Below are 17,442 nucleotides of genomic sequence, written 5' to 3'. Positions count from 1 at the left end.
CTTTAACTGATCGGCATTACACCCATAGCCGGTGCTGTTTTTTTATTTCGTAATGTTGGCTCGGCCTACAGAAGAGCGTTTAACCAAAATTGGCATAAATAACTTGAGGGCTTTCTGATCGGTCTCTTCGTTATTAGCCAGTTGCAATGATAGTTTCACGGCTTCGTTAGCCATGACTTGAATCGGATAGCGGATGGTCGTGAGGCGAGGGTATATGTAGCGGGCAATATGACCATCATCAAAACCAATGACTGAAATGTCGTCTGGGATACGGATTGAGTTTTCTTGCAGAAGTGTCATGCAGCCTGCTGCCATGTAATCGTTGTAGGTAGCAACGGCTGTGATGGGCGTGTTTTTTGCCATCAAATTAACCATAGCGTGCTCACCACCGGTTTCATCTGGCTCACCGTACTCTATATACTCCTCACGAATCTCAATACCGTTGGCGCGCAGCGCATCAAAGTAACCCTCACGGCGATCGTGTGCATCCTCTATGTCATGGTTGGAGCAGAGGTAGCCGATATCTTTGTGGCCATTACGAATTAAATGTTCCGTTGCGATATAAGAGCCTTGGCGGTTGTCGAGCGCAATACAACGAGAGGCGATATCGGCAACCACTCGGTTAATAAGCACCATGCCGGGTATTTCCGTCGCCAGCTTTGTCAGCTCGTCATCCGACATGCCTTTGCTATGCACCACCAATGATTCGCAACGGCTGTTGATCAATAAGTTGATGGCGTTACGTTCTTTGATGGCGTCGTGATACCCACTGCCGATTAGTAACTGTTTTTCCTGCTCGCTAGCTATGGTGTCGATGGCTTTTACCATGGTTCCGAAGAACGGGGCTGACATATCATTGACCAATACTCCCATCGCGTTGGATGATTTACTGACGAGTGCACGCGCATTGGCGTTAGGCCTATAGCCTAGCTTTTCCATTGCTTGTTTTACTGCAACAATGGCGGATTGACTGGTGTGAGGGGCATTGTTGATAACGCGTGATGTAGTTGCGATTGATACGCCGGCTTCTCTTGCGACATCTTTGATGGTAGCCATTGGGAGCTCAGAATCTAGAATTTAGGCTATTTAACAATGTAATGTGGATGAACTCAATCAGTTAAATGGTAATAGCAATCATACATCAAGCTTTTAGCGTGTTTGGGATAGGATTCAATGAAAAATCCCCAAGCCAAAGCTTGGGGATAAGGTGACACCAGAGTGCCGAGCATAATCAGCCACGGGCTAAATGAGTAACTAAGCGGGTTTAAATGTCACTCGGTAAGCATAATGATTGTCCGTTAGCTGGAACGCTTTATGCACACTTGGGCTCCAAGAATCATCACCGCCCACGCCCATGTGTTGATGGTCTAAACGAACGTAAATCTTCTCTTCTTTTACTAACTCGTTAGTGTGTTTGGCTTCTGCTACCTGTTGCTGCCCAAACTGACTTACGCTGAATTGAAAGTCCCCCGTGATTGTCAGCTCATTGACGGTTAGCCATTGAGTACCACAACGTAACCCACTGTCGGTAGGAAAAATATACGAGGTATGCATCGCTTCTAGTGGTTGAGAGTATAAGCCAAAACGTGCCGCATCCAAACGGTCTGGGTAGTTTTCGAAAGGCCCTAAACCTTGCCATGTGATGAGTGCATTTTCCTCGTTCAGAGGCATTTGCAGCTCCAAGCCGATACGCGGCATTGGTGGCAGGTTCTCTGTGAGCTTAACGTCTATGGCCAATTGCATTTCACCGCTGTTGCGTAGTGAGTGTGTCCAAGTCGTGACGGCTTGAATCTCGCCGTTGAAGTGATAGGCAAATATGGACGTCACTTCTACGGTGTGTGCCAGCGTTTCACTATGGCAGCTCACGCAGGCACGTTCCCACTGACCAATACCAGCCACATCCCAGCGACACATCCAAGCGTTTGGATCGACATTGTCAATCTCACTCACTCCAATGTCGTTATCGAGCGGAGCACGGAAGAAGTTATCTTGCGGAGCCGCAAGGAGTTGCGTCTTGCCATCGACCATCCAATCGATCATCAAGCCAGTTTGAGTATCCCATCGCCATTGATGCTGCTCATCGTCGCTAGCGACGGTAATCGAACTGCCTTGTCGGCTTAGCGTCGGTGCGGGTTGCACGCTTGGCGTCGGTATTACGAGGCCTGCCGTGTTGACCAAGCTAAATTGCTCACTTGCGCCGATATGCCCCGCTGGCGCCCAAGCAACGGCTTCGATTAAGGTGATATCAGTATTTAAGTGATACTGCGCTTCTGCTTTTGGTTTCCAATCGACAATGACTTCCAGGGTTACTTGGCTATCAGCATCCATGTGTAGCGGTAAGGTGCCTACTTGAATCACTTCGCCATTCTCTAATAGTGACCAGTTTAACTGCTCATTATCGGTGGCTCGGAATAGGTGTTCGTTGGTGACGAGAAGTTTGTAATGACCCTTTGCTTGATCTTGAAGTGATACGGTTATCATGCGTTGGCAGAATTTGGCTTCTTCTAACGTTGGATGCACGGTTCTGTCTGGAAAGATTAACCCATTGATACAGAATTGTCGGTCATTGATTTTGTCGCCAAAGTCGCCGCCATAGGCCCAAAAATGTTGGCCATTCTCATCCCATTGGCTCAGACCTTGGTCAACCCAATCCCAAATAAAACCACCTTGGAGTCGAGGGAACTCGCGAAACGCATTCCAATACTCGTTAAAGCTGCCCAGACTATTGCCCATGGCATGAGCGTATTCACATAAGATTAATGGACGGGTCTCATTTGGCAACGAAATCCATTTTTTGATTGGCCATTTCGGTACGGCATCGTCTTCGATAACCGTATCCACGCGAGCATACATAGGGGCAATGATGTCAGTAGCGGTGGTGTTTGAACCGCCACCTTCATATTGGACTGGGCGCGAAGGATCGTAGTCTTTTGACCACGCATACATGGCATTGTGATTGCTGCCATGCCCAGATTCATTACCTAACGACCAGATGATGATCGAAGGGTGATTCTTATCGCGCATGACCATTTGGGTATAGCGACTCATGTACGCATGGGCCCATTGTGGGTCGCTTGAAAGACGACTCATTGGCTGCATGCCATGCGTTTCAATGTTGGCTTCGTCACAGACGTAAAGCCCATATTGGTCACACAATTCATACCAACGAGGGTGATTAGGGTAATGCGCTGTACGAACGGCATTGAAGTTGTATAGCTTCATCAAACAGATATCACGGATCATATCTTCTTCAGTCATCACATGACCAAGCTCTGGATGATGTTCGTGGCGGTTGACACCCCGGATCAAAAGCGGTTTACCGTTCAGCTTTAACTGGCCGTCGGTGATCTCCACTTTACGAAAACCCACGGGATAGGCTTCGCTTTCAACGTGTGCACCGTTTTCATCTAATAAAGAAACCACCAAGCGGTAAAGGTTAGGGGTCTCTGCTGTCCATTTTTTTGGCTCACGGACGTGCAGGGTTTGATATATCACGTCATCCCAGGTACCACGTTCGTCAATACGACGGTTATGTGGACGCTCAATACTAGGGTCAGTAACGGCCTCTTCACCATCAAACAGTTGGACTTGTATTTGGAAGGTGTCTGGCGCAGAAATATGCGTCACGATAGACAGCGAACCGTCACGGAAATACGCATCTAAGTCTGGTGTGATGAAGACATCATCAATGCAATGTTGTGGTTTGGAAAGCAGGGTCACATCGCGGAAAATACCACTTAGCCACCACATATCTTGGTCTTCCAAATAGCTGCCGTCACACCAACGCATCACCATTACGGCCAGCGTGTTCTCACCTGCAATTAGGTAGGGTGAAAGGTCGAACTCAGAAGGTAATCGGCTGTCTTGGCTATATCCCACCCACGTTCCGTTGCACCACAAGTGAAAGGCAGAGTTGACACCGTCAAAGATGAGGCGTTGCGTATTGGTCAGATCGGTTTCTGATAAGGAGAGTGTGGTGCGATAACAGCCGGTTGGATTGTCTGCTGGTACCAATGGAGGATTGACGTCAAATGGGTATTTTACGTTGGTGTAAATAGGCTTGTCGTAGCCTTGAAGCTGCCAGTTTGATGGGACGGTAATCTTATCCCAGTGACCGTCATTGAAGTCGGTCTGAATAAATTCACCGTCGACTTGTTCTGGAGCATCAAATAGTTTGAATGACCACTGGCCATTTAATGATTGGCGTTGAGCATGAATCCCTTCGCGGGCATGGTCAATATCGCGGAAGCTGGAAAGTGGACTATGTGCTTTCAAACAGTGAACATTCACCGATTGTGGGTTTTCCCAGTCGCGTCTTTGGAGAATATCTGAAAATGCCTTCATGGTTTTCCTACTCATGTGCTAGTGGATTCATCGTTGGGTTTGAGTCATCACTCGCGAGCAGTGTAAATAAAATCCGGAAACGTTTCCATGATGAGGTTGGCATTTTTACGTCAACGAGGTCGTTACGATTTCAGTGGGTGGATATTACGCTGGTATCGCTCGTTTATGGTGTTTTATTCATCAATATAAACAAGGCTTCTCTGGAAACGCTTACTTAAATGAGTGGAAATGGGAGGGGCAATAAAGCCACTGTATAGGCGATATAGTATCCGTGGAGATTGGATTGTGCGCTGTAGAGACCTGTCATACTTGGTTACACTACCGTGCTGCGAATGGGCTACCGAAGGTTGGGTTTGACGTAATGTCTAAAGAAGAGCTGTGATCAAGCCTTCTTTAGACCTCACTGATGCGTAGGCCGACTATCATATCGTGATCCATCCGATAGAATAAATTGAAATCTGGAAACGTTCTCATGATTTTGGAGCCGATCACAGATTATTTTATCCTTTTCATTATGATGCAACGTAATTTCCTTTTTTTGGTAAGACAAGATGATTGATAAAACCGTGATTGAGCTGGCAGGTGCACAGACTCAACTGATCGTAGAGCTGGGTGACTATGCGGAGATCCTACATTGGGGGAAAAAGGTCACGGGCGATCTCGAAAGCTGTCGTGTCGCCTTACATCGCCCTGTGCCTTATGGCCGTTTAGATAACGATGTTTCTATGACGTTAAGCCCTGAGCTTGGGCGTGGTGTGTTCAGTAGCCCAGGAGTGGAAGGTCACCGCAATGGGCAAGATTGGTCACCAGTATTTGTTATCACTCGTATTGAACAAGGTAAGGATGGGTTAGTCGTCGAAAGTGAAGATACGATAGCCGGTCTAGCGCTCAAGACAGAGCTTCAGTTGGATATCCATGATGTGGTGAAAACACGTCATACACTGACCAACACTAAAGCCGGTACTTATCAAGTCAATCGTCTTGCCAATACGCTACCTCTACCTGAGCGAGCTAACGAGTTAATGACGTACTACGGGCGTTGGGTGAATGAATTCCAAACGGTTCGTCAGCCTTTACAACAAGGCGGTTACCAACAAGAAAATCGTCGTGGTCGTACTTCCCACGAGCACTACCCGGCATTAGTTGCAGGCAACGCACACTTTGATGAGATGCAAGGTGATGTGTGGGGCTTCCATTTCGCTTGGAGCGGAAATCATCGATTGCGTGTGGATGTGAAGGCCGATGGCCGCCGCTATATGCAAGCTGAAGTCATTTACCTGCCCGGTGAAGTCGCTCTCAAAGAGGGAGAGAGCCTGACGACGCCGTGGCTTTACGCAAGCTATAGTCACTCAGGTTTGAATGGAATGAGTCATCATTTCCACTCGCACGTTCGCGACACTATTTTACCAAGTGATTTTCATCATAAGCCTCGTCCCATTCATTTGAATACATGGGAAGGCATCTACTTCGATCATAACCCAGAGTACATCATGGCGATGGCAAGTGAGTCAGCAGAGATGGGCGTCGAACGGTTTATCATTGATGACGGTTGGTTTAAAGGGCGTAACGGTGATAAAGCTGGGCTAGGCGATTGGTTTCTGTGTGAAGACAAATATCCACATGGCTTACAACCGATAGTCGAGCACGTGAATGCACTCGGTATGGAATTTGGCTTGTGGTTTGAACCGGAGATGATCAATAAAGACTCCGATCTCTTTCGTGCCCATCCTGATTGGTTATTAGCTATAGAGGGTTATGAGCAGCCAACGGGTCGTAACCAGTATGTCATTGACCTGCAAAATGATGACGCGTTCAATTTCTTGTTTGAGCGACTCGATTATTTCTTGTCGACTTACAATATTGCTTATATCAAGTGGGATATGAACCGTGAAGTCGTTCAGCCTGCTCACGTTGGTCAAGCTGCGGCGTGCAAGCAAACTCAGCGTTACTATGCGCTAGTGGATAAAGTTCGACTGACACACCCTAAAGTGGACATTGAGTCGTGCGCGGCGGGTGGGGGACGTATTGATTTTGAAGTGTTGAAACGTACTCATCGTTTTTGGGCATCCGACAACAATGATGCATTGGAACGTCAGACTATCCAGCGAGGTATGAGCTACTTCTTCCCGCCTGAGGTCATGGGTAGCCATATTGGTGCGAGTCATTGTCACAGTACACGTCGTCGTCATGGTATTGAGTTCCGTGGCTTAACTGCGTTGTTTGGCCATATGGGGATCGAACTGGATCCGGTTAAAGAAGAGCAAACTGAAAAACAAGGATTTGAACGTTACATTAAGCTGCACAAAATGTTGCGACCATTGCTGCACAGTGGTAGAACATGGCGCGTTCCAACCGACGATAAAGCTCACCAAATCCATGCGGTCGTCGCTAACGATCAATCCGAAGCCGTGGTGATGCTCGCTCAGCTGAGTATGCCAACCAACTCGCTGAGCGGTCATTTAAAAGTGCCGGGCTTAGATCCAAAAGCGGTCTATCGTATTTCGGTATTGGACCAGCCTGAAAATTATAATGATATCGTTAATTATCAACCGCCTTGGGCCAGTTCAGGCTGTGAGCTTTCTGGTCAATGGTGCGAGGAAATCGGCTTAACGATGCCGATTCTTGATGCGGAAACCGCAATGCTAGTGAAGTTTGAACGTATTCGCTAACCCATATTTACTATTTTCTTGAGTGATTTCTAACCGGTTTATTTACGCCGTACAGACGAGTAGTTTGTGCGGCTTTTTTATATCTATCGCTAACTAATCTGGAATCGTTTTCATGTGAAGTTGAGTTAATGGTTTGATAAATTAGTGTAAATAATGTGATTCAAGTCTTTATTTGGAAGCTATAAGATGTTCGATGTCTCATTTTGATATCTTGATTGTAAACGTTTCCATAAACAGGTATTTGATCACAGTAAGGCATCAAGTGTGTGGGTAGCATGAACGTCGAAATATAAATATAAGACGTCGGCGTTATGAAGTCTCGTGAGGAGGATGAATAGCGGCACGGCACCAAGGAATTATTATGTCTGACCAAATTACACTACAAACTAAGCTGTCTTACGGCCTTGGCGCACTGGGTAAAGATTTTGCTTGTGCACCTATTTACATCTTCTTAATGTTCTATTTTACGGATGTGGCTGGGTTGTCTGCCGCTTTCGTCGGTACTATTTTCTTGGCGGCACGTATTATCGATGCCGTTACGGATCCAATGATGGGTGTCATTGTTGATAATACACGCTCTAGATTTGGTAAATTTCGCCCTTGGATCGTCATTGGTACCATATTAAACGCTATCGTATTGGTTGGCCTGTTCAGTACCCATATGTTTGAAGGTACGACACTTTATATCTACGCAGCCGCGGCATATATCTTGTGGGGACTCACGTACACCATTATGGATATCCCTTACTGGTCGATGATTCCTGCGCTTTCTAGCTCTCGTCAAGAGCGTGAAAAGTTGGTTGTTTGGCCTCGCCTTTTCGCAAGCCTTGCTTGGTTCATTACCGGGACTTATGGCCTTCACATTGTCGGCGAGCTCGGTAACGGTAACCAAGGTGATGGTTTCTTCAATGTCGCGATGTTGATTGCAGTCTTGTTTGTTATGAGTGCCTTCCTTATCGCTCGTAACGTAAAAGAGAAAGCAGCACCTGCAAACGCAAAACCGGTCGAGAAATTTAGCTTTAAAGACGTGCTAACGATCATTGGCAAAAACGATCAACTTAAAGCGCTAATCGGTACTGTTTTGTCATTCCAAATTGCTAACTTATTAGTAGGTGGCTTCGCGATTTATTACTTCTCTTACGCACTTGGTGATGCTTCTTTATTCCCTGTTTACATGATGGTGGCAGGTATTGCAGAAGTTGCTGGTGTCTTCTTGTTCCCTCGCATCGCATCAACGCTCCCTCGCAAATACCTATGGATAATGGCGTGTGGTTTCCCGGTATTGTCTTGTGTGTTACTGTTATTGATGGGCTTTATTGCACCAGCAAGTGCGCTAATGATTGGTATGGCAGGGGCCGCAATTAAGTTCGGTGTGGGTATTGCCAACGCACTACAAACGGTCATGCTGGCAGATGTAGTTGACTACGGTGAATACAAAACAGGCCGTCGCAGCGAAAGTGTTATTTTCTCTGTTCAAACCATGCTAGTAAAATTCGCCGGTGCAGCTGGTGGCTTTATTGTCGGAATGGGACTGACGGTGGTTGGATATGTGCCTAATGTTGAACAATCAGCAAGTACTATCAATGGACTGGAGTTCATGATGATTGGTCTCCCTGCCATTATGATGACCATCAGCGGCATTATTTATCAGCGTTACTATCGTCTGCATGATGGTTTTAATAAAGACGATGCTGAGCAGGAAACGCAAGTGGAGAGCACGCCTGTATCGGCGTAGAGCCTTGCCTATAAGGGTCGTGTCTCAGATGAGAGTATACGACTCCTTTGTGTTCGGCATCGAAATGATAGATTAAGCCAATGGCATTCGCTGTTGGCTTTTTTGTGTCTGTAAGTGGGCGGGGTTGTCATTTATTACAAACTTAACCAATTGCGTTTATCGATCAATATTGTTGGATTTTTGTCTGACAAAACGCGATGTATTTGGCAATGGGAAGCGGCTGACTAAATAGAAAACCTTGACCCCGGCGGCAATCGTGTTCAACCAGAATACGCATTGGTTCGGTAGTTTGTATTCTTTGTACAATGACGTTGATACCTAACTCGTTGGCCGTGTACCAACGTTGAATGGGTGCCTGTGCATTAACATTGTTATCTATTATGGGAATAGGATGCTGGTCGGCAACGGGGTTCTATGAAAAAGTGCTAATCCCAGTGTTTTGGAATGGGTGGTAAGGCAATCTGTTTGAATTCATCTTGGATGATGACGAGGACAATGACGACTAAATAAATGACTAAACGAGGCCCTGAAAAATGCACCGATTGCTATTATCGACCATCGACCATCGACCATCGTGCTAGTCATATCCTTTCCATATTCATTTACATGACTATTACTCTGTACTTTTCGGCCCATTCAAAGGAAAAAAAAGCCCTCTTAGATAGAGGGCTTTATTGAAATAACAGCAAAAGTGACGATTAGTATCTTTCTAGGATCTCAACAATCTCGTCTTTCGACTGAGCCGCAATGATGGCATCCACATCGCCCTCATTTTGGAACAATTCTGACAATGCCATAATCGTTTGAATATGGCTGTCTGAATCCATCGCAGCCAATGTCACAGAGAAGTAAACATCCCCATTATCGTCAGACTCTAGGTTTACACCATTTTTGAATACTGTGATTTGAAGTGCTGCTTCATTAACGCCATCTTCTGGGCGAGCATGTGGCATAGCAATTTTTGGTGCAAGGACATAGTAAGCGCCAATTTCTTGGTGTTTTTGCTTTATGGCTTCTAAGTAAGAAGCGTTCACCTTGCCATGTTCAATAAGTTTTGAACATGTGATGTCGAGTATTGCATCAACGCTTAGGTTTTCTTCAGTAGAGATAACGATGTTATCGCCGATTAGTTTCATAAGGCTCATGATACAATCCATCCAAGAATTAGACCGACAACACCAAAGTCAAAATCAGCAAAGGTAGTAGCCTCAAGACCAATGTTACCGAGTACTGGAAGAAGAAGCATTGGTAAGAATGAGATACATAGGCCTTGAGCGAATGCGCCTAAAATGGCACCACGTAGACCACCTGTCGCGTTACCGTATACACCAGAAGCACCACCAACGAAGAAGTGTGGAACCACACCCGCAACAATGATAGTCCAATCAAACATGCCTTGGATACCCATCGCGACTAGGCCAGCAGAGAATGAAGATAGGAAACCAATCAACACCGCGTTTGGTGCCACAGGGAATACCATTGGACAATCTAGAGCCGGTTTTGCACCCGGTACAAGCTTGTCAGATATTCCTTTAAATGCAGGGACAATTTCTGCAATCAGCATTTTAACACCCTGAAGAACGATGTAGACACCACCTGCAAATGTGAGCGATTGAATAAAGGTAAAGACGACCCAGTTCTGACCACCAGAGACCGTTTCTACAAAGTCACCACCGGCAAAAACAGAGGCGAACAAGAAAAAGATTGCCATGGTGACAGCAACGGCTACTGGAGTATCACGTAAGAACATTAAGCTCTTTGGTACGTTCATGTCTTCTGTTGTTTTAGAAGTATCACCAAACTTGCTGCCGATATAACCTGAAACTAAGTAAGAGAGCGTTGAAAAGTGGCCCATTGCTAACTGGTCAGTGCCCATTACTTTGACGGTATATTTTTGGGCAAGCGCTGGCATGATGACCATCAAGGAACCAACAATCGTTGCGCCAATGGCAACTAATGCAGTGCCTGTGATGCCTGCTGTAGACAAAATTACAGCAACTAACATAGACATAAACATTGTATGGTGACCCGTTAAAAATATATATTTCAGCGGTGTAAAGCGTGCTAAAATAATATTCACAACAAAGGCAAAAAACATTATTAATGCCATTTCATAACCAAAAGCTTCTTGTGCTAAAGCAACAATCGCTTCGTTATTTGGAATGACACCACTTACACCAAATGCTTCCGTAAATACAACAGAAAAGTTATTAAGCGCGCCAACAAGGGCACCAGCACCAAAACCTAAAATCAGGAAACCCATTACGGTTTTAATGGTGCCTTTTAAAATGGTTGAAATATCTGCTTTTTGAGCGACTAAGCCAATAAAAGCAATTAATCCAACCATGATTGCTGGCTCTTTTAATAAGCCAAGCATAAATTCAAAGAAATTAGCCATTATATAAACCTTAGATGATTGCTTTTAATTGCTCTTCGATTGATACTTTATCAAAAATATTAGATAAGCTAACGATGTTAGTTTTTCCTGCTTCTTCAAGTTGACCTGCAACATCGGTTGCTGCTACCCAGATATCAGCATTACTTGATGTTGCTGATGATAAGTCTTCATGATCAACTTCAGCTTCAAATCCCATTTTCTTAACAACTTCTTTAACCGCCATTTCCATCATTAATGAAGTGCCAAGGCCATTTCCGCATACAACCAGAATCTTTTTCATAATATTTCTCTATAGGGTTAGTTGATCTAAAAATAATCGTTTCACGTATTTGTTGGAGCGATGTTACCCAAAATAGTAGAAATTGGTATCGATCTGCGTCACAAAGTCAAAATGACCTTGTGACGCAGATCCCATAAATGATCGCATCAAAGCCCAGTGGCGACTATCGAAAATATAGAGTTTTAGAGAGGATAATAAAGTGTGATCACGAGTTGTGTGAGCAGTTGCTTATATATTATGAATGAGTCTTTACTTACCATATTCAGTGATCATTTTTTTAAGAAGAGAGTTCACATCTTTTGTTTTCTTATTTCTTTTAGTGAGTGCACTGAGTGATGTTGGTAATTCCAACTCATCATCGTTTTCAATGTCTTCATTTATTTGTTCTTTCATCTTTTGTACAGCAGGAAGTAGCATTCTCACTTCTTCGCCATTTTCATTTTGTAAAACAACGATATTTTCTGATTCAACGCTCTTAATTGTCAATATACCGTGCTTTAAGGATTTTACTTTTTTGCCTACCATGGAAGACTGCGCCGGAACGGAGCGGTCAGTTATTTGGCCACTGCGAAGCTTTGCTGCCGTCGTCGCTCGAATATTACCTGTGTTCTCAAAGGCGACAATTACCGTATGAGTATTGTAATACTCAATAACGGTGACGGAACCATGCCTTTTGGTGTCAAACAACGCACCGATTTGCATATCTTTTGGTGCGTCCATTTTTTTTATTAACATTCAATGTTACCTAGTACAACGTAATTTCTAGCTCTATATAATTATATACATGACTGACGTGACAATGCATTATAAATTACTAATCAAAATTGTTAGTGTTTTTTGAACATATAAACAATGACTTAGTTAAGTTCAACTGAAGGCATTGTAAGCAGGTGACTCTAGTAGAACTCGTTTGAGTGAAAGGTATCTGTTTCCAACGACATTAACCAATGACGAGAATGAAGCCGCCCCAACTGAGTTGGTGCCTATTGACAGGTAATGTCTATAGTTCTGGTATGTGAGAAATGCATGATGCTTAAATTTGGCTAATGATGCCAGTAAAGCTATCTACGTGAGGGATTAGGACGTAAAACTTGGACCGTCTACCTATAATCATAAAGGGTCTGAGCAATGTGGTCGATTAACGTCACGCAATTCAATGAGTGTATTGGTTAACTTAGGTAGATGACACATCGCTTTATTTACACCAGTATCGTCAAATTCAGCACGATACAAATCGGCTCGATGAAAATTGGTATTTCGCAACCGGGCAGCGCGAAAATCGGTATTACGTAAATCAGCGTCTTGAAAGTTTGCATCGGTGAGGTTTGAATGCCTAAAACTTGCATACGTAATGTCAGCATCTCTCATGTCTACTGCATTCAGCAGAGCATCGTTAAAATTGGTGCGAGTTAAGTTAGCGCATTGCAATACGGAGCCTTTTAGATCCATGTGACTCAAGTCTGTATAACTTAAATCGGCTCGTTGACCACCTTTATTTTCCAACCATGCCGTATGTTGTTCTAAAAGGTTATCCAATTCAATTTTAGTGAGCTTTTTCATTGTGTGAGTTACCCATTGAGTGCGTCGCGCCAGGTGTCGGTATCCGCACCTAAGACACACTCACCATTTACCCTGAGTGACAAACGAAGTACGCAGCGTGTCGTGACTTCTTCAAACTCGTCTTTTGGTAAAAACTTAACTGAATCGACCAATGCCTTGCAGTGAGCGGAACTTTGCTCTTTTAGGGTATAAAACACCCATTTCCCTTTCTTTTCATGATGTAGTAACCCAGCGCGATAGAGCATTTTGAGATTTCGAGACACGTTGTATTGAGTGTCACCAATAATGTCCATCGCTTCTGCGACGGCCATACACTTATCGACATGAAGAAATAACCAAAACAAGCGTAATCGGTTGGGCTCCGATAAGGCTTTTAGCGAATCGATATATTTTTCATCCATCATGATTGTTACCTTTTCATCAAAGAGTCGCGTCACCCACAATGGTGACGCGTCAAATCTATACCACGTATTGGAAGATAGCACCGCCAACAATGGCTGTTGTTAATATTATTCCCACAAACGCGATAACCGCCTTTCGTTTCAGCACCGCTGATACTAACGCAATTTCAGGCAAACTGGCACCTGTACCACCGATTATTAGCGCTAATGCTGCCCCTAAGCCCATTCCCTTAGCAATCAGTACATTAAGCAAAGGGATAGCCATCTCAATACGTAGATAAAGCGGAATACCGATAAGTGATGCAATGACGATAGATTGGAAACTATCACCACCAACGTATCGCTCTACTAGATCGGCAGGCAGGTACACAGCCGAGAAGCCACTGATCGCTGCACCAATTAGCACATAAGGGATAATCCTCTTAAATAGACTCCAAGCGCCTCTCATCGCATTGCGTAATCTTGATGCTGATGCTGGCGTGCGACCACAAACCTTGCCGCTGTTTTCGTTGCAAGTCTTCGCTGCGGAGTCTTCTAACTCGTCAGCTCGCTTAATTTCGTTTCTCCATGGTGACTTGGAAATTAAGAATCCCCCAAGAACCGCGGCACTAAACGTAATCAAGAAGTAGATAGCAGTGATCTTCAAACCAAAGGCGGCATAGACCATCGCTAAGACAATAAAGTTACACAACGGAGCAGAAATGATGAAACTCATCACGGTGCCCAGCGATGCTCCCATTGACGCCATCGCCATCGTGACAGGGACAACAGCGGCACTACAAAATGGCGTTAACATACCGAAGAGTGCCCCTAAAAGGGTTCCCCATTTGTCGTGTTTAGTTAACGTCGCTTGCAGTTTATTTTGAGGAATATATTCGCGTATTAAGCCTGTTAAGACCGATACAATTGCGATGATCACGACCAAGCCCTTGGCAACATGAAAGAACTCATTGAGTGCAATAACTAATTTAGCATCCAAAATAAAAATCTCTAGTATAGGTAAGAGATGCGATCATATACACACATGCACGATTGTGCAAGTATGTATATGATCATTTTTTACCCTTCTGTTTTTTTAGGCGACAAAGACGTTGAGTGCTATGGATACCTGCCAATGGAACCGTTAGCCTATGGCTGTAAATATGGGGTATCATGGGTGAATATTTCGCTAATAGATTTAAAGTATGCAATTAATCAACATAGATAAATCAGTTTATAAACAACGCCTTAATTTGGTGACGGTCGTTCTGGTAGGGGCACTAGCGGTATTATCTGTAGGTTTTGGTAGCATGCTCATTGCCATGTTTGGTGCACAGCCAGTACCGGGCGAGTCGACCGGGAATTTCCACTTGAACCTGATGGGGGTCGTGGGGGCTGTGATCGTCTGTGGTGTGGTGCTCTTTTACCTAAAAAGTACGCCTTACTTTGTCGAGGTTTACTATGTATGGCGATTAAAATCGATCCAGAACCGTATCTATAGAAAGCTAAAGTCATTAAAGCAGCGCGTTGAAGAGAATGACCGTGATGCCATCGTGGTTCTTTATTTTTATTACCACAGCTTAAAGCAGGTCTACGTTCTCGATAACAATACGCTTACACTGCCAGAGCTTGAGGTCAATATCTGTGATTTGGAAAACAAGATTGATACGCTGGCTTTGCAAGTGAGTGTTGAAGATTTTGACGTTAGCTTAATCAAATAAAGTCGAAGTGGCGGGTGTTCTAGCCACTCTGTTCAACGTTGAAAGCCCATTGTTATAGCGATGGGCTTTTGTTTGGGCTAGAGATGCCGATGCCGGTTTTTTGTGTTTAGCTGCGTACAAGCGGATTAATCTTATTGTCATATTGCCTGTGTACCTTCGCGCCTAGATGAAATAAAGGCTGACCGCCGCACTCATTTCTAAAGGGAAAAGTACACCGCTATGGCCAGACAAACTCACCATTTAGACACCGTGATCGCAAGATTATTAAGAGACAGGGGTCTCATTAAACACGAGATAGAATCTTACCTAAAGCGTGAAGTTTATCATTTACAGCCCAATGAAATTGCAAAAGTGAAAAAGTACGCAATGCACTTTGGTCTCGATGCACAAGGTAAATTGATAGAGGAAATTTTAGAGATAAGACGCGAATCCCTCATCCACAAGTTGACCCATTCCGCCATTGAGACAAAGCCGTTATCGGTGGCTTGAATGTCACTCGAATGACCTATCGATTAACCCTACCCCCTAAACCTTACAAATACAGTGGAATCATTTGCCGCCAATAGCGCCCACGGTGCGCCCTTCCATCCCACTCATACATCCTATGAAGCACCCCTTTCTGATTGAGTATTCCACTGATTATATGGTTGTTTTGTAAGAAGGGATCTTCGTTGCCAATCGCGAAGACAATATCACTGTTTTTTATATGATGGAGTTGCTCGGGGTTTGATAGGTTTTGTAAGAAGTGAGTAGGGGTATGGTAATAAATATCTTCATGATAATACCCATCGAATAAGTCATTGAATGATTCGGTTCCCCAAGTCAGATCATAACGCCCCGAAAAGGCGGCGAGTTTTTGGAACAAGTGAGGATGGCGGAAAAAAATATTGGCGGCATGATACGCTCCAAGCGAGCAGCCATGGGAGATGGTGCATGGGTGGTCGTTTTTGCTGGCCATGAGTGGCATGACTTCTTGTAGAATATATTCTTCATATTGTTTGTGGCGATGTATACGGCCATGAGGGTGAGCCCAAAAACAATACATACTCTCCGAATCTATACTGTCGACGCAATACAGCTGCAGTTGTCCTGCGTTGATTTTATCGGCAATACTATTCACCAAACCTAGATTTTCATATTCAAAAAATCGTCCTCCTCGAGTGGGAAACACCAATACCTTCGCGCCAGCATGCCCAAAGATGAGCAGCTCCATTTCTCTGTTGAGGTTAGGGCTTCTCCAGCGGTGATATTCACGATGCATCGTGTGCTCCCAATACTTTAAAAAACGCTTCGACGCTTTTTCTCAATTCACGATTCTGCTTGTCTTCGTTGTGGTAAGTACAATGTCCTGCATCGAGCAAAAACAATTCTTTTTTATTGTGACAGGCGTTGTAGATGCTAAATTGCCCGGGAGGTGCGACATAAGGATCGAACAAGGCAAGACCCCATAATGTGGGTTGAGTTAGAAACTTGGCGGCGCACGACGCATCAAAAAAAGGCAGAGTTTTCATAATCATGTCTCTGTCTTTATAGTCGATGAGTGCCTGGGTACTGCCTGCAGTACGCATCGCGAACCTGAGTGATGTATTGCCAAAAGTGGGGACGTGGAAGTGACAGCGTGATATGCGCTTATCAAAGGCGCTAGCAAAAACGCTTAAACCGCCACCAAGGCTATTGCCAATGAGACCGATGCGTTTTTCTATGTGAGGGAAAAGCGTCAGCAATGCCGAGATACCACACCAAAGATCTTGAACGCACCCCCCCATGATGTATTTTTGTTTGTCTTGAATATCATGCAGTACATGCCAATAAGGCTCATTGGATATCGATGCTTGTTGGCTTCGGCTGATGCCACGAAAGCAGGGTATTAATATGGCGGTATGCTTGAGTTTCCAGCTGGTGTCTGGTGCTTCTATGCCGCCATACCCGTGCGCCCATATAATGGCACTATTGACCTTGCCTCTTTCCGGCAACAATAACCAACCGCCAATACGAACACCATCCGTCGATTGGTAATGACAATCAAATATTCGCCAATGATTGTTAATAATACCGGTGTCTTGAAGGTTAAGTGATGGGGCAACATTCAACGCTTGTTGATACTTTTGCTGCCAGAAACTGGTGAATCCGTATGGGACGGAACTCGGTTTGGCTTGCAACAGGCTGTCAAAATCATACCCATAGGTTGGGTCAAATTCGTACTCGTGCTTAATAGTCTCTGGCATGTCTGTCTTTGCACTCTACATCGGAACCACAGGTTATGAGATTCATATTACATGGCTATTAAATAATGTGAATATGATCTGTGATAGCTGTGAGGTGGATCCACCCGCGAGTCATCGACCAAATGAGCAA

Annotated in this window: 14 protein-coding genes; 3 read left to right on the top strand and 11 right to left on the bottom strand. The window is 44.5% G+C overall.

Annotation, left to right across the window (positions count from 1 at the left end):
* Positions 1-42: 42 nt before the first annotated feature.
* Entirely contained in the window at positions 43-1,056 is a 1,014-nt protein-coding gene (locus AB4405_RS10255) for a substrate-binding domain-containing protein (RefSeq protein WP_372060677.1), read from the bottom strand.
* Positions 1,057-1,254: 198 nt separating this feature from the next.
* The gene (locus AB4405_RS10250; protein ID WP_372060676.1) at positions 1,255-4,344 is read right to left on the bottom strand and encodes a beta-galactosidase; all 3,090 of its coding nucleotides are present in this window, start codon (positions 4,342-4,344) and stop codon (positions 1,255-1,257) included.
* 551 nt (positions 4,345-4,895) lie between these two features.
* On the opposite strand from AB4405_RS10250, the gene AB4405_RS10245 reads away from it, so the two are divergent.
* Entirely contained in the window at positions 4,896-7,013 is a 2,118-nt protein-coding gene (locus AB4405_RS10245) for an alpha-galactosidase (RefSeq protein ID WP_372060675.1), read from the top strand.
* A gap of 361 nt (positions 7,014-7,374) precedes the next feature.
* Entirely contained in the window at positions 7,375-8,748 is a 1,374-nt protein-coding gene (gene melB, locus AB4405_RS10240) for a melibiose:sodium transporter MelB (RefSeq protein ID WP_372060674.1), read from the top strand.
* A gap of 698 nt (positions 8,749-9,446) precedes the next feature.
* Here melB and AB4405_RS10235 read toward each other — a convergent pair.
* The 7 genes from AB4405_RS10235 to AB4405_RS10205 all read right to left on the bottom strand — a co-directional run bounded on the left by AB4405_RS10235 (position 9,447) and on the right by AB4405_RS10205 (position 14,366).
* Complete coding sequence (locus AB4405_RS10235) at positions 9,447-9,893, bottom strand: PTS sugar transporter subunit IIA (protein ID WP_372060673.1); 447 nt, start codon at positions 9,891-9,893, stop codon at positions 9,447-9,449.
* Positions 9,890-11,146: a PTS ascorbate transporter subunit IIC gene (locus AB4405_RS10230; protein WP_372060672.1), complete on the bottom strand. Its 1,257-nt coding sequence runs from the start codon at positions 11,144-11,146 to the stop codon at positions 9,890-9,892. The genes AB4405_RS10235 and AB4405_RS10230 overlap by 4 nt, the downstream gene beginning before the upstream one ends.
* A 10-nt stretch (positions 11,147-11,156) precedes the next feature.
* Positions 11,157-11,426 carry a PTS sugar transporter subunit IIB gene (locus AB4405_RS10225; RefSeq protein WP_102471807.1) on the bottom strand — a complete coding sequence of 90 codons (270 nt, stop codon included), beginning with the start codon at positions 11,424-11,426 and terminating at the stop codon, positions 11,157-11,159.
* Positions 11,427-11,675: 249 nt separating this feature from the next.
* Positions 11,676-12,146 carry a hypothetical protein gene (locus tag AB4405_RS10220; protein ID WP_372060704.1) on the bottom strand — a complete coding sequence of 157 codons (471 nt, stop codon included), beginning with the start codon at positions 12,144-12,146 and terminating at the stop codon, positions 11,676-11,678.
* Between the two features lie 390 nt (positions 12,147-12,536).
* The gene (locus tag AB4405_RS10215; protein WP_372060671.1) at positions 12,537-12,986 is read right to left on the bottom strand and encodes a pentapeptide repeat-containing protein; all 450 of its coding nucleotides are present in this window, start codon (positions 12,984-12,986) and stop codon (positions 12,537-12,539) included.
* A gap of 8 nt (positions 12,987-12,994) precedes the next feature.
* The gene (locus tag AB4405_RS10210; RefSeq protein WP_372060670.1) at positions 12,995-13,390 is read right to left on the bottom strand and encodes an ArsR/SmtB family transcription factor; all 396 of its coding nucleotides are present in this window, start codon (positions 13,388-13,390) and stop codon (positions 12,995-12,997) included.
* A gap of 55 nt (positions 13,391-13,445) precedes the next feature.
* Positions 13,446-14,366 carry a permease gene (locus AB4405_RS10205; protein ID WP_372060669.1) on the bottom strand — a complete coding sequence of 307 codons (921 nt, stop codon included), beginning with the start codon at positions 14,364-14,366 and terminating at the stop codon, positions 13,446-13,448.
* A 205-nt stretch (positions 14,367-14,571) separates the two neighbouring features.
* Here AB4405_RS10205 and AB4405_RS10200 point away from each other — a divergent pair, with 205 nt between their 5' ends.
* Positions 14,572-15,087 (top strand): DUF3087 domain-containing protein, encoded by a 516-nt coding sequence (locus tag AB4405_RS10200; RefSeq protein WP_372060668.1) that lies wholly within the window; start codon positions 14,572-14,574, stop codon positions 15,085-15,087.
* Positions 15,088-15,619: 532 nt separating this feature from the next.
* On the opposite strand, the gene AB4405_RS10195 is transcribed toward AB4405_RS10200, so the two are convergent.
* Positions 15,620-16,348 carry an esterase family protein gene (locus AB4405_RS10195; protein WP_372060667.1) on the bottom strand — a complete coding sequence of 243 codons (729 nt, stop codon included), beginning with the start codon at positions 16,346-16,348 and terminating at the stop codon, positions 15,620-15,622.
* Positions 16,338-17,312 carry an acetylxylan esterase gene (locus AB4405_RS10190; protein ID WP_372060666.1) on the bottom strand — a complete coding sequence of 325 codons (975 nt, stop codon included), beginning with the start codon at positions 17,310-17,312 and terminating at the stop codon, positions 16,338-16,340. The genes AB4405_RS10195 and AB4405_RS10190 overlap by 11 nt, the downstream gene beginning before the upstream one ends.
* Positions 17,313-17,442 lie beyond the last annotated feature (130 nt).

The organism is Vibrio sp. 10N.261.51.F12 (assembly GCF_041471725.1).
GTDB lineage: Bacteria > Pseudomonadota > Gammaproteobacteria > Enterobacterales > Vibrionaceae > Vibrio.
The sequence above is the reverse complement of the archived record's forward strand: the minus strand, read 5'-3'. Positions and strand labels throughout refer to the sequence as shown.

Excerpts from the sequence above, each read along its gene's own strand:
- AB4405_RS10255 (WP_372060677.1), bottom strand. The coding sequence starts at position 1,056 with ATGGCTACCATCAAAGATGTCGCAAGAGAAGCCGGCGTATCAATCGCA.
- AB4405_RS10250 (WP_372060676.1), bottom strand. The coding sequence starts at position 4,344 with ATGAAGGCATTTTCAGATATTCTCCAAAGACGCGACTGGGAAAACCCA.
- AB4405_RS10245 (WP_372060675.1), top strand. The coding sequence starts at position 4,896 with ATGATTGATAAAACCGTGATTGAGCTGGCAGGTGCACAGACTCAACTG.
- melB (WP_372060674.1), top strand. The coding sequence starts at position 7,375 with ATGTCTGACCAAATTACACTACAAACTAAGCTGTCTTACGGCCTTGGC.
- AB4405_RS10235 (WP_372060673.1), bottom strand. The coding sequence starts at position 9,893 with ATGAGCCTTATGAAACTAATCGGCGATAACATCGTTATCTCTACTGAA.
- AB4405_RS10230 (WP_372060672.1), bottom strand. The coding sequence starts at position 11,146 with ATGGCTAATTTCTTTGAATTTATGCTTGGCTTATTAAAAGAGCCAGCA.
- AB4405_RS10225 (WP_102471807.1), bottom strand. The coding sequence starts at position 11,426 with ATGAAAAAGATTCTGGTTGTATGCGGAAATGGCCTTGGCACTTCATTA.
- AB4405_RS10220 (WP_372060704.1), bottom strand. The coding sequence starts at position 12,146 with ATGGACGCACCAAAAGATATGCAAATCGGTGCGTTGTTTGACACCAAA.
- AB4405_RS10215 (WP_372060671.1), bottom strand. The coding sequence starts at position 12,986 with ATGAAAAAGCTCACTAAAATTGAATTGGATAACCTTTTAGAACAACAT.
- AB4405_RS10210 (WP_372060670.1), bottom strand. The coding sequence starts at position 13,390 with ATGATGGATGAAAAATATATCGATTCGCTAAAAGCCTTATCGGAGCCC.
- AB4405_RS10200 (WP_372060668.1), top strand. The coding sequence starts at position 14,572 with ATGCAATTAATCAACATAGATAAATCAGTTTATAAACAACGCCTTAAT.
- AB4405_RS10195 (WP_372060667.1), bottom strand. The coding sequence starts at position 16,348 with ATGCATCGTGAATATCACCGCTGGAGAAGCCCTAACCTCAACAGAGAA.
- AB4405_RS10190 (WP_372060666.1), bottom strand. The coding sequence starts at position 17,312 with ATGCCAGAGACTATTAAGCACGAGTACGAATTTGACCCAACCTATGGG.